The organism is Streptomyces sp. NPDC056347, assembly GCF_042262625.1.
Lineage (GTDB): Bacteria > Actinomycetota > Actinomycetes > Streptomycetales > Streptomycetaceae > Streptomyces.
This window is the reverse complement of record NZ_JBHJQP010000046.1, coordinates 17,869-29,782: the sequence shown is the minus strand read 5'-3', so window position 1 is coordinate 29,782 and position 11,914 is coordinate 17,869. Positions and strand designations below refer to the sequence as shown.

Here is an 11,914-nt window from a genome sequence, read left to right as displayed (position 1 = left end):
ACGGGGGCGGACGGCCCGGGGCCGGTGCCCGTCATCGGCCGATCCATTCCGTCGATTCGGTCACCTCGGCCAGTCGCCCGGGGACCGGGGAGATCCCGATGCCGGGCCCGCGGGGCACGTCCAGACAGCCGTCGCGCAGCGTGAACGGCTCGGTGATGTCGGTCCGGTAGTACCGGTCGGAGGCGGACGTGTCACCGGGCAGGGTGAAGCCGGGCAGCGCGGCGAGGGCCACGTTGGCGGCACGGCCGAGACCGGTCTCCAGCATCCCCCCGCACCAGACGGGAACGCCGTTGGCGGCGCACACGTCGTGGATCCGCCGGGCCTCCAGATAGCCGCCGACCCGCCCCGGCTTGATGTTGATCACCGAGCAGGCGCCCATCGCGATGGCGTCGGCCGCCGAACGGGCGGACACGATGGACTCGTCCAGGCAGATCGGGGTGCGGACCCGGCGGGCGAGTTCCGCATGGCCCCGGACGTCCTCCTCGTCCAGGGGCTGCTCGATCAGCAGCAGCCCGTACGGGTCGAGCCGGGCGAGCCGGTCGGCGTCGGCGAGGGTGTACGCGGTGTTGGCGTCCACCTGGAGCTGCACATCGTCGCCGAAGCGCTCCCGGACCGCGCGCACGGGTGCCAGGTCCCAGCCGGGTTCGATCTTCAGCTTGATCCGCAGATACCCCTCGGCGAGATAGCCGTCGACGGCGTCGAGCAGGGCCGGGACCGAGTCCATGATGCCGACCGACACCCCGGCCGGCACCCGTTCGGCCGTCGCCCCCAGCCACTGGCCCATCGACAGGCCGTGGGAGCGCAGCCAGGCGTCGAGGACCGCCGTCTCCAGCGCGGCCTTCGCCATCCGGTGGCCCTTGAACGCGGCCAGCGCCGGGGCGACCGCCCACGGGTCGAGCGCCGGCAGGGCGGCGAGGGCGGGCACGAAATAGCGGCGCAGCACGTCCGCGGCGCCCGCCGTGTACTCCGAGGAGTACAGCGGATCGGCCATGGTGACGCATTCGCCGTAGCCCTCGTGGTCCTCGGTCTCGACCCTGACCAGCAGGATCTCCCGGGTGGTCATCGTGGCGAACGAGGTCCGGAAGGGCGCGACCAGCGGCATCGCGATCCGGCGCAGTTCCACCCCTGCGAGCTTCATGCCTGATTCTCCTGACGTCTGTCGATCACGTACCAGCCGTCCCGGGTGAATCCGGTGACGGTGTGTCCCTCGGCCATCAGCCCGCCGAGCACCTCGCGCAGCGCGTACCGCCACTCGCGGGCCAGGGACGGGTCGGTCCGGCGCAGTTCCTCCGCCTCGGCGGGGATCTTGACCAGGACGGTGTCGCCGTCCTGCCGCCCGACGACCGGGCGGCCGCCGGGCGCGGCGTCCAGTGCCACCACCGTGCGGGCTCCCGCCCCGTCGGCGCTGACGACGCGGGGCCTGCCCGCGGCGGATGCGACGGCGTGCTCGCCGGCCAGCTCCCAGCGCACCATGAGCCGGTCCGTCTCGGCCCCGGCGTTGACCTCGTCCCGCATGACCCCGTAGAAGTCGGCCAGGTACTCGCTCGGTTCCGCGCCCAGCTTGGCCAGGTTGAAGTAGGCGTTGCGGCTGATCAGCGGGTCGAAGGTCCAGGTGACGGTGGAGATGGAGCGCTCCAGGGCCCAGGCCCGCTGGTGCTGTTTGACCGCGAAGCCCACGTTGCGGCCCCGGATGCCGCCGTCCACCCCGGCGATGTGCGAGTGCAGCCCGGCACTGGCCAGGAAACCCAGGCAGAATCCGGCCATCCGGTCGCCTTGGAAGACCCCGGCGACATAGCTGCCACAGTGCGCGAAGACCCGCAGCAGCTCCGGGGTGATCAGCGGCCTTTCGGGATCGGGCCGCCAGATCCGGTCCAGTACCCGGCACGCCTCGTGCATCTCGTCCAGCCCGTGCAGCTCCCGGATGGTGACGCCCGCCCGCCGTGCGGCCAGCTCCGCGGCGGCCGTCGCGGTGTCCGTCCGCGCACCGTTCACGGCGTCACCCGGCCGGGGGCGGCCGGCGCCCCGCGCAGCAGCGAGGCCACCAGGCCGGCCACGAGTGCCGCGCGGCGGGGCAGTTCCGCGACGACCACGTGCTCGTCGTCCGCGTGCGCCCCGCCGCCCACGGCGCCCAGGCCGTCGAGCGTGGGGGCGCCCACTCCGGCGGTGAGGTTGCCGTCGGAGGCACCGCCGACCGCCACGCCGCGCAGCGGGCCGAAGCCCAGCTCCGCGTAGTGGCCCCGGGCGAGTTCGAACAGCCCGGCCGACGCGCTCGCCGGCAGCGGCGGCCGGTCCGGGCCGCCCGAGAAGGTGAGCGAGGCACCGTCCAGGACCGGTGGGAGAGCGTGCACGGCGCGGTCCACCCGGCCCTGTTCGGTGGCCGTGGCCACGCGTACGTCGACCATCAGCCGGGCCGTGGCCGGCACCGTGTTGCGGGTGGTGCCGGAAGAGGCCACGGTCGGTGTCACGGTGGTGCCGGCCGCCGGGTCGGCGAGGGCGGACAACGCGAGGACCTGGTGGGCGAGTTCGACGGTGGTGTTGACGCCCTTGTGAGGTTCCAGACCGGCGTGCGCGGCACGCCCGGCGACGGTCAGTTCGTAGCCGGACATCCCCTTCCGCGCGGTCTTCAGCGCGCCGTCCTCGCTCGCCTCCAGGACGAGCACGGCACCGGTCCGCCGGGCCTCGTCCTCGATGAGGGTGCGCGAGGACGGGGCGCCGATCTCCTCGTCGCCGGTCAGCAGCACCGAGACCCCGTCCAGGTCGTCCAGCACCGAAAGGGCGTGGAACAGCTGCACCACACCGGCTTTCATGTCGAAGCAGCCGGGTCCGGTGAGCCGCCCGCCGGCCACCTCGAAGGGGTGCCGGGCCAGGGAACCCACCGGCCACACCGTGTCGAAGTGGCCGAGCAGCAGCACCCGGTCGCCGGAGCCGAAGCGCCAGCGCAGGGCGGGCCGCCCCGAGCCGTCCACCCACTCGGGCGCCGCACCGGTCAGCCGGGTGCCGATCCCGGCGACGACCCGGGCGCAGCCGGCGACCGCGGCCAGGTCCTCGCTGGGCGACTCGGCGCGGACCAGCTCCCCGATGTCGGCCAGCAGCCCCGGCAGCCCGGCCTCCAGGGCCGTGGTGATCGCGGTCATGTCAGCCCACCTTGGGGGTGGCCCGGCCACCGTGGTGGAGGTACGGGGTGCCGTCGTCGAGCGTGTAGAACACGACCGGGACCCAGCGGTCGAACCCCGGCCGCCGCACGACGAACACTCCCGGCTCGACGGGGTGCAGCTCGTACTCCGACTCCGTCTCGGGAGCCAGTGCGGCCAGGGGGCCGGTGATCCGGTCCAGCATCACCAGACCGCCGTCCCGTTCCACGATCTCCACCCGGCTGGAGAGCCGCTGGTACACGCCGACGTGGTCGGCCGGGTCCACCGCCACCGGTCCGGCCGCGGGTTCGATGCCGGCGCGCATCGTCACCCCGGCCAGCTCCCGGACGATCTCCCCGAACACGTCCCGGTACAGGGCGGAGGTGTCGCCGCCGTTGGTGAGCAGGCAGATCGCCAGATCGGACCCGGGCAGGACCCGCAGGTAGGCGTTCTGCCCGATCGTGCCGCCGTCGTGCCCGTACACCCGCTGCCCGTCCCAGGTGTCCAGGAACCAGCCGAGCCCCCAGGCATTGCCCAGGACGTACGGGTCGGGCAGCTCGACCTGCGGGGTCTGCATGGCGGCGACGGACCCCTCGGAGAGGATCCTGGTGCCGTCCGCGGTGACCCCCTCGGCGAGGTGCAGCCGGGCGAACTCCAGCACCTCGCGCGGTGTGGAGCAGATCAGCCCGGCCGGCCCGGCCGAGCGCATCAGCCCCCACATGGGTGTCTGCGCGGGCGGGCTGCCCAGGTGCCCGATGGCGGCGCGGAAACGCAGCACCTCCTCCGGCAGGGTCGCGGTGTGCGTCAGGCCGAGCGGCCGGTACAGGCGCTCGCGCATCAGCTCGTCCCACTGGACGCCGGTGACGACCTCCAGCACCCGGCCGAGCAGGGTGAAGCCCGCGTTGCAGTACGACATGGTGGCGCCCAGCGGGTGGTTGGGGGCGGTGCCGCCCAGCAGCGCGACGTACTTCTCCAGGCAGTCGTCGCCCCGCCCGGTGTCGGTGAAGAGATCGCCGTCGATGCCACTGGTGTGGGTCAGCAGGTGCCGGAGAGTCAGACCCTTGGTCAACTCCTCATTGGCCAGGCGTAGTTCGGGGAGCACGGAGACGACGGGGGTGTCCAGGCCGAGTACGCCCTCGTCGACCAGGGCCATGGCCACCGTGGCCGTCCAGACCTTGGAGATCGAGCCGATCTGGAAGAGGGTGTCGGTACTCGCCCCGATCCCGGCCTCGGTGTTGGCGAGACCGACGGCGGTCTCGGCGACGATCTCGCCCCGGTGCAGGACCGCGAGGCCGGCACCGGGTACGCGGTGGCGGGCGGCGAGTTCGGTGAGCCGGGCGGTCCAGCGGTCCGACAGCTCGGTGGTTTCGGTCATGCCGTGCTCCGATTTCCGTTTCGTTCAGCGGTTGGTGTGCGTGGTGACCCAGTCGACGAGCCTTCGGGAGTAGTCCTCCCGGTGCGAGGGCCGGCCGTCCAGGAGGAAGAGATGGGAGCTGCCGGGGTAAACGACCAGCTGGGCCCGTACGTGCCTGGTGCGCAGCGCGTGGAACCACTGCTCGGCCTGGCCGACCGGGCAGGTGGCGTCCGCACCGCCGTGCAGGATCAGGGTGGGGGCGCACACGGCGTCGGCACGGCCGAGCGGCGAGAGCTCCGCCACCCGCGCCGGATCGCCGATCTCGTGCTCGGCGATCAGATGGCCCTCCTCGGAGGTGCCGGCCATGCTCCTCAGATCGACCAGGACCCCGCCCGGGACGACGGCGGCGAACAGATCGGTGCGGGTGGACAGCCAGCAGCTCAGATAGCCGCCGTAGCTGTAGCCGGTGAGGGCGATCCGGTCCGGGTCGGCGAGCCCCTCCTCGACCAGGGCGGCGACCGGCTGCAGGACGTCCTGCTCGTCCGTCTCGCCCCAGGCGCCCACGGCGGCGGTGTAGTGCGCCTCGCCGTAGCCGTCGCTGGCACGGACGTTGAGCGTGAGGATCCTCCAGCCCCGCGAGGCCAGTTCCTGGTGGTAGAGATGGACCGGGTCGGAGTGCGGGGCCCAGGCGTTGTGCGGACCGCCGTGCACATCGACCAGGAGCGGACCGCCCGGGGGAGTGCCGGCTGCGCAGGTGATCATGCCGTGCACGACCGTGCCGTCCGCGATGCGGAACTCGCGTTCGGTGACCGGGTGGAGGGCGACCCCCGGAAGCGACCGGGCCATGTGGCCGGTGAGCCACCCGGGCCGCCCCGGCGCCCCGTCGTCCCAGGCGTCCAGGTCCAGCAGCACGACCTCGGCGAACCGCTCCGCGTCGCAGACCACGACCGCCGCCCGCCCCGCCCCGCTCACGACCGAGCAGCCGCTGACCCCGGTGCCGGCGGGCAGCGGAGAGGCACTGATCCCGTCCGCACCCACCCGGTACAGCCGCGTCGCGCCCCGGTCGCGGGCGCAGAAGACGATGTCGTCGCCGTGGAACTGCGGGAGCGCGCCCGGGTATCCGGGACCGCCGCCCATGACGTTGCGGTCCAGCGCGGCGCTGAGCGACACCGGCGCGGAGCCGTCCAGCGGCTGGCGCAGCAGCTCCTGGTGACCGACGCCGAACGAGACACGGCCGACGACGAGCAGCGCGGACCCGTCGGGAAACCAGCCCACCGGACCGGCCAGACCATCGGCGGGCCCGACCCGGAAGGGCTCGCACGCGTTCTCCCCGACCCCGACGACATGGGCGGCCGAGGGACCGAAAACGGCCGAGTCCGGCGTGGTCTGCGCCGGGTAGGCGAGACGGGTGCCGTCGGGCGACCAGCTCGGCAGGCCGACGTGCCGGTCGCCGTGCGTGAGCTGTACGACCTCACCCGACGCCACCTCCACCACGAACAGCTGGGTCCGGACCGACCCGGTCAGGCCCGCCCCGTCCGCCTTCCAGCCCAGCGCACCGATGACCACCGGTGCGCTGTCCGCGCGATACGCCTCGGGAGCGGCGAAGGCGATGCGCGACCCGTCCGGGCTCCAGACCGGGACACCCGCCCCGGCCGGACAGCCGGCCGGAGTGGTGAGCGGCACGGCCTCCTCCCCGCCGGCGGACAGCAGATGGAGCTGACCCGCGCGCAGGAACGCCAGCCGCGCCCCGTCCGGGGACCAGCGCGGCGCGGTGTCCGCCGGGCCGCGGGTGAGGCGCCGGGCCGGGCCGCCCCCGCCGCCCACCTCCCAGATCGAGCGGACCACCCGGTCGTTCCCGGCATCCTGCGTGGTCAGGGTGTACGCGACACGTTCCCCGTCGGGGGACAGCGCGGGATCACCGGGGATCTCGAACCGGTACAGGTCATCGATCGTCAGCGGTCGGGTCATGACGCCTCCTCGGCGAGGGCGAGTCCGGGTACGCAGGAGATGAGTTCGCGGGTCACCGGATGCTCCGGGTGCGCCAGCACCCGTTCGGCCGGGCCGCATTCGACGAGGCGCCCGCCGTCCATCACGGCGACCCGGTCGCAGAGGTGGCGGACGACCGCGAGGTCGTGGGAGACGAAGAGCATCGCGAAGCCCAGTTCGCGCTGGAGGCGGCGCAGCAGATTGAGCACCGCACCCTGGACGGAGACGTCCAGGGCCGAGGTGATCTCGTCCGCGATCAGCACGGCGGGCCGGGCGGCCAGGGCCCTGGCCAGCGCCACCCGTTGGCGCTGACCGCCGGAGAGGGCGTCCGGGGTGAGCACGGCACGGGAGGGATCGAGGCCGACGAGCTCCAGGCAGCGCCCCACCTCGGCGTCGCGTGCCGCGCGGCGCTCGCGGACAGGAGAGCGGCGCCCGGCCGCCCCGCCCGACAGCGCCTCGGCCACCGAAGCACCGACCGTCATGCGGGGGTCGAGCGAGGCGTACGGGTTCTGGAACACCAGCTGCACAGGGCTGCGCCCGCGCCGGCGCGTGACGTCGCTCCCGTCGACCAGCACGCGCCCCGACCGCACCGGGGCCAGCCCCACGACAGCCCTGGCGAGGGTCGACTTCCCCGACCCGGACCCGCCCACCAGCCCGGTCACCGTGCCTTCCGGCACCAGCAGGCCGACGTCCTCGACGGCGGTGAAGCGGCCGTAGCGGACCGTGATCCCGCGCAGTTCGAGTGAGCTCATGACGTCGCCTCCGCCGTGTGTGAGATGGCCGCGGCCGGCCCGGCCGGGTACCAGCAGGCGACCTGCCGCCCCGCCCCGAGGTCCGTCAGCCCGGGGGTGTCGTCGTGGCAGCGCTCCCGGGCGCGTTCGCAGCGCGGGGCGAACGCGCACCCCGTACCGGTCTCCCCGGGCTCCGGCGGCCGGCCGGGGATGGTCGCCAGTTCCCTGCCGGGGTCGGTGGTCATGGTCAGGGCCGCCCCGACCAGTGCCCGGGTGTACGGGTGGGCGGCACCGCCGCCGAGCAGTTCGGCGACCGGAAGGTCCTCCACGATCAGACCCGCGTACATCACCAGGACCCGTTCACAGACCTGGGCGACGACCGCGAGGTCGTGGGAGATCAGCAGCAGCGCGGCGCCGGACTCCTCGCGGACCTCGGCGAGCAGGCCGAGGACCTGTCGCTGGACCACCGTGTCGAGCGCCGTGGTGGGCTCGTCGGCGATGATCAGCTTCGGCTTTCCCATCAGCCCCATCGCGATGACGGCCCGCTGCCGCATCCCGCCGGAGTACTCGTGCGGCCGCTGCCGGGCGCGGCGCTCCGGTGCGGTGATACGGACGGCGCCGAGCCGCTCGACGGCGCGTGCCGCGGCCCGGGCGCGGCTCGCACCCAGGTGCACCTCGGCCACCTCGGCGAGCTGGCGGCCCACCCGGAGGGCGGGGTTCAGCGAAGCCATCGGGTCCTGGAAGACCATGGCGAGTTCGGTGCCGAGCCGCGGGTCCGCCCGCAGGTCGTCGCCGTCGAAGCGGAGGGTGCCGGCCGAGACCCGGCCCGGGTGGGGAACCAGGTCCGCGAGCGCCAGCGCGCTCAGGCTCTTGCCGGACCCCGACTCACCGACCAGGCCGACGGCCTCGCCCGCGCCGATGTCCAGCGACACCCCGCGTACGGCCTGCCGCCCGCCGGGGAACGTCACCCGCAGATCGCGCGCCCGGACCAGGACCCCGCCGTCGCCGCCGGCGGCCGCTTCCCCGGCAGCCGGCGGAAGCGACGGCGGTACCGGTTCCTCCGCCCGCGGCGCCCGCCGGCCACCGGCCTGTGCGAACACCTCGCCCACCAGGCCGAACATCAGCCCCGTCAGCACGACGGCCGCGCCGGGCGCCAGGGCGGCCGCCGGGTTCACGAAGACGCGGTTCAGCTGCTCGTTGAGCAGCCGCCCCCAGTCGTACTGCGGCGGCTGCACGCCGAGCCCGAGGAAGGAGAGGCCCGAGAAGGCGACCAGGACGCCGCCGGTCGCCTGGGCGGCGAACAGCACCGACGGCTCGGCGATGTTGGGCAGCAGATGACGCACCACCATCCTGAACCGGCCCACGCCGAGGATCCGGGCCGCCGCCACATAGTCGGAGCCCGCGACCGACGCCGTCAGGTTCTGCACCAGCCGCGCCATCGGCGGGACCATGGCCAGCCCCACGGCGAACACCGCCCCGGTGGTGCCCACCCCGAAGACCGTGGCGAGGAACAGCAGGAACAGCAGGCCCGGAAAGGCCACCAGCACCCCGACGACCGCGGTGATCAGCCGGCCCGCGCGCCGGCCCACGACCGCCGGGGCGACGCCGAGCAGCAGCCCGCCGCCGACGCCGATCACCGCGGCCAGCAGGGTCAGCCGAAGGGTCAGCCGGGTCGCCACCACCACGCGGGCGGCGATGTCCCGGCCCAGCTGGTCCGTACCCAGCAGATGGGCGGCGCTGCTGCCCTGGTTGATCGCGTCCGTGTCGATCCGCGCCGCCCGGTCTCCGAGCAGCACGGGACCGAGAACGGCGACCGACGCGACCAGCAGGCAGGCGATGAGCGCGGTGACACCGACCGGTGTCCGCAGGGTGCGCCCGAGCCGGTGCCGCAGCGAGCTGTCATGGTCGTGATGAGGCATCGTCAACTCCCGCGGACGGTGGACTGGGGGTCGGCGGCGGCCACGGCCACGTCGACGACGAAAGTGATCAGCAGCGCGGCCGCCCCGTAGACCAGCACCACGCCCTGGACCAGCGGATAGTCCTTCTCGGTGATCGCCTGGACGATCGTGGTGCCGAGGCCGGGCCAGGCGAAGACGTTCTCGACCAGCACGGTGCCGGCGAGCAGCGAGCTGAGGAGCAGACCGCCCAGAGTGAGCGAGGAGGTCAGCAGGTTGGGCAGCGCGTGCCGCAGATAGCGCAGCCGGGCCGGGAGCCGCTTCGCCCGCGCGGTCCGCATGTAGTCCTCGCCGAGCACCCGCAGCGTCTCCACGCGGACGATGCGCGACAGCGAGGCCGCCGGTACGAGTGTCAGGGCCAGCACCGGCAGTACGTAGGAGTCCGCACCGGCCCGGGAGGCGACCGGGAAGAGCGGCCAGGCCACCGCGAACGCCGCGATCAGGCCCACCGCCAGCAGGAACTCCGGCACCGCGCCCAGGAGTCCGGTGACCCCCGTGAAGGCGAGTTCACCGCGCCGTCTGCGGCCGTCCTTGGTCAGCACCGCGGCGGTCATGCCGACGGGCACGGCGATCAGCAGGATCAGCACGAACGCGAGGACGGCGATCTGCAAGGTGGCCGGGAGCCGGCCGGAGATGATCTCGGACACCGGCACCTGGGCGCCGATCGAATCGCCCAGCCGCCCCCGGAGGAGATCGCCGACGAAGTCGCCGTACTGCTTCAGCAACGGCTGGTCCAGGCCCAGCGACTCCCTGCGGGCCTGGACCAGGCCCGGGTCGGCGGTGGTGCCGAGAGCCGCCCGGACCGGGTCGCCCGGGATCAGGTGGATCATCGCGAACGCGGCCGTGACCAGCGCGGCGAGTGAGACCAGCAGCCGCCAGGTGCGGCGCAGGACGAATCCGGTCCAGGGGCTGCGGACCCGCGCGGCCAGGGAGTTCGGGGCGATCGCCGCCATCAGCCGGCGCTCCGGCGCAGGGTGCTCGGGACGATGCCGCTGCCGTCCACCTCGAAGGTGACGCCCTTCGCGTAGTACCGGCTGGCCTTGCTGACGAACGGCGCGACGTCGACACGCTCGACCAGGGCGGCCTCGGCCGCGTCCCACAGGGCGCAGCCCGCGGCGCCGGGCCTGGCGGCCGCCTCGGCGGTGAGTCGGCGGTAGTCGGGGTTGGCGACGGAACCGAAGTTGTTGCCCTTCGGTGGTGGCGGACCGTCGTAGAACTGGACGAGCTGGTCGGGAAGCGTGACCCCGATGGGCGCCCAGGCGATGTCCCAGTCGCCGCCGCCGAGGACGCCGACGATGCTGCCGGACCCGGTGGGCTCCGCCGTCGCCCGCACACCGAAGGACGTCCACTGCTGGACGGCCAGCTCGACCGCCGAGGCGACCTGCGGACCCAGGTTGGCCGCGTAGCCGAGCCCGACGGTGAGCGCCCTGCCGTCCCTGGTCCAGGTGCCGCCGCTCTTCGTCCAGCCGGCCGCGGTGAGCACGGCGGCCGCCTTCGCCGGATCGTGGGCGGGGAGGTTGCCGCCGACCGTGTCGCCGGTGCAGGGGGTGGGGGCGATCTCGCCCGTACGGGTCGGTGCTCTGCCCTTCCCGCCGGTGGCGACGCTGCCCAGCTGCTTCAGGTCCAGCACGGAGACCAGGGCCCTGCGCACCGCGGGATCGGCGGTCGGCCGGCCGGCCGCCTGGTTGAACAGCAGCTGCCCGAACAGCGACTCCAGGCTCCGGTACCTCACCCCGGCGGCGTCCAGCCGGTCCTGGTCGGCACCGTTGACAAGGGCGACATTGATCTGACCGGCCATCAGGAGATTGGCGGCCGTCGACTCGTTGGACACCACCTTGACCACGACCTTGCCGGGCAGACCCGCCCCGGTGGACCCGCCGGGCCCCCAGCCGTATCCGTCCCGCTTGACGTAGGTGTAGTGGTCACCCGGCACCGCCTCGGCAAGCCGGTAGGGGCCGCTCGCGTTGGTGGCCCTGGCCAGTGCGGCCGGCTTCGCCAGGCTCTCCTCGCACACCAGCGGCAGCATCCGGGCCATCTGCACGATGAACGGGGCGGGCTTCGTGGTGGTGACGGTCACCGTCCGGGCCGCCTCGTCCGCCCTGGCCACAGCGGTGACGGGAACGGAGAGGCCGAGCATCGGCGACCGGTTCCCCGGGTCGGCGATGTGGTTGTACTCGGCGGCCACGTCCCCGGCGGTGAGCGCCGAACCGTCCTCACAGGTGACCCCGGGGCGGATGGTGAACGTCGCCGAGGTGGTCGTCGCGGACCACTTCTCGGCCACCCCCGGCACCGGCGAACCCCCGGCGTCCAGATGCACGAGCGTGTCGTACGCGAAGGAGTTCATCGCCAGCGCGGTGCTGGCCAGTGCCGTGGTGGGGCTGAGGCTGCCGGGGTCAGCGGCGACGGCCACCGTGACCGCCGACCCGCCACCACCGCCGACGGACGCGCCGCCGCACGCGGACACGGCGCCGACCAGACCGAGCACCGTGACCACCGATGCCGCCGTCCGGGCCCCGCGGGCCCTTCCGTTCCTTCTCCCCGCGCCTGCGGTGCCGGCCATGGTCCACCTCCCAAGGAGCGGCGCTCCGCCGCCGAGTGAAGGAACAGTAGGCAGCGCCGCACCGGCTCCGACTGGTCGCGCCGCACGAAAAACAAGGCCCCCGACGGTGCGCCGCACCGAAGACGGACGCAAGAACCCGGTGATCACGGACGGAGGAATCCCGGCCGCGGGGAAACCGGCCGGAGCGCACATCCCCT

At 73.8% G+C, this 11,914-nt stretch carries 9 protein-coding genes; all 9 read right to left on the bottom strand.

What is annotated here, in order from left to right; translation table 11 throughout:
* Positions 1-31: 31 nt before the first annotated feature.
* From menC to ACFCV8_RS13460, 9 genes are read right to left on the bottom strand one after another with little or no spacing between them, the layout of a single operon-like run.
* Positions 32-1,138 (bottom strand): o-succinylbenzoate synthase, encoded by a 1,107-nt coding sequence (gene menC, locus ACFCV8_RS13500; RefSeq protein WP_376685471.1) that lies wholly within the window; start codon positions 1,136-1,138, stop codon positions 32-34.
* Positions 1,135-1,992 carry a GNAT family N-acetyltransferase gene (locus tag ACFCV8_RS13495; protein ID WP_376685470.1) on the bottom strand — a complete coding sequence of 286 codons (858 nt, stop codon included), beginning with the start codon at positions 1,990-1,992 and terminating at the stop codon, positions 1,135-1,137. The genes menC and ACFCV8_RS13495 overlap by 4 nt, the downstream gene beginning before the upstream one ends.
* The gene (locus ACFCV8_RS13490; RefSeq protein WP_376685469.1) at positions 1,989-3,134 is read right to left on the bottom strand and encodes a M20 family metallopeptidase; all 1,146 of its coding nucleotides are present in this window, start codon (positions 3,132-3,134) and stop codon (positions 1,989-1,991) included. Before ACFCV8_RS13490 ends, ACFCV8_RS13495 begins: the two co-directional genes overlap by 4 nt.
* 1 nt (position 3,135) lies before the next feature.
* A complete protein-coding gene (locus ACFCV8_RS13485; protein ID WP_376685468.1) occupies positions 3,136-4,506 on the bottom strand; it encodes a serine hydrolase domain-containing protein in 1,371 nt (456 codons plus the stop codon).
* Between the two features lie 24 nt (positions 4,507-4,530).
* Positions 4,531-6,453, bottom strand: a complete 1,923-nt coding sequence (locus tag ACFCV8_RS13480) for a S9 family peptidase (protein ID WP_376685467.1) — start codon at positions 6,451-6,453, stop codon at positions 4,531-4,533.
* The gene (locus tag ACFCV8_RS13475) at positions 6,450-7,223 is read right to left on the bottom strand and encodes an ABC transporter ATP-binding protein (protein ID WP_376685466.1); all 774 of its coding nucleotides are present in this window, start codon (positions 7,221-7,223) and stop codon (positions 6,450-6,452) included. The genes ACFCV8_RS13480 and ACFCV8_RS13475 overlap by 4 nt, the downstream gene beginning before the upstream one ends.
* A complete protein-coding gene (locus tag ACFCV8_RS13470; RefSeq protein ID WP_376685465.1) occupies positions 7,220-9,121 on the bottom strand; it encodes a dipeptide/oligopeptide/nickel ABC transporter permease/ATP-binding protein in 1,902 nt (633 codons plus the stop codon). The genes ACFCV8_RS13475 and ACFCV8_RS13470 overlap by 4 nt, the downstream gene beginning before the upstream one ends.
* Positions 9,122-9,123: 2 nt before the next feature.
* On the bottom strand, positions 9,124-10,110 hold the full coding sequence (locus ACFCV8_RS13465) for an ABC transporter permease (RefSeq protein WP_376685464.1): 987 nt from the start codon (positions 10,108-10,110) through the stop codon (positions 9,124-9,126).
* Positions 10,110-11,717 carry an ABC transporter substrate-binding protein gene (locus ACFCV8_RS13460; protein WP_376685463.1) on the bottom strand — a complete coding sequence of 536 codons (1,608 nt, stop codon included), beginning with the start codon at positions 11,715-11,717 and terminating at the stop codon, positions 10,110-10,112. Before ACFCV8_RS13460 ends, ACFCV8_RS13465 begins: the two co-directional genes overlap by 1 nt.
* Positions 11,718-11,914 lie beyond the last annotated feature (197 nt).

Coding starts and splice junctions, on each gene's coding strand:
- menC (WP_376685471.1), bottom strand. CDS start 1,138: ATGAAGCTCGCAGGGGTGGAACTGCGCCGGATCGCGATGCCGCTGGTC.
- ACFCV8_RS13490 (WP_376685469.1), bottom strand. CDS start 3,134: ATGACCGCGATCACCACGGCCCTGGAGGCCGGGCTGCCGGGGCTGCTG.
- ACFCV8_RS13485 (WP_376685468.1), bottom strand. CDS start 4,506: ATGACCGAAACCACCGAGCTGTCGGACCGCTGGACCGCCCGGCTCACC.
- ACFCV8_RS13480 (WP_376685467.1), bottom strand. CDS start 6,453: ATGACCCGACCGCTGACGATCGATGACCTGTACCGGTTCGAGATCCCC.
- ACFCV8_RS13475 (WP_376685466.1), bottom strand. CDS start 7,223: ATGAGCTCACTCGAACTGCGCGGGATCACGGTCCGCTACGGCCGCTTC.
- ACFCV8_RS13470 (WP_376685465.1), bottom strand. CDS start 9,121: ATGCCTCATCACGACCATGACAGCTCGCTGCGGCACCGGCTCGGGCGC.
- ACFCV8_RS13465 (WP_376685464.1), bottom strand. CDS start 10,110: ATGGCGGCGATCGCCCCGAACTCCCTGGCCGCGCGGGTCCGCAGCCCC.
- ACFCV8_RS13460 (WP_376685463.1), bottom strand. CDS start 11,717: ATGGCCGGCACCGCAGGCGCGGGGAGAAGGAACGGAAGGGCCCGCGGG.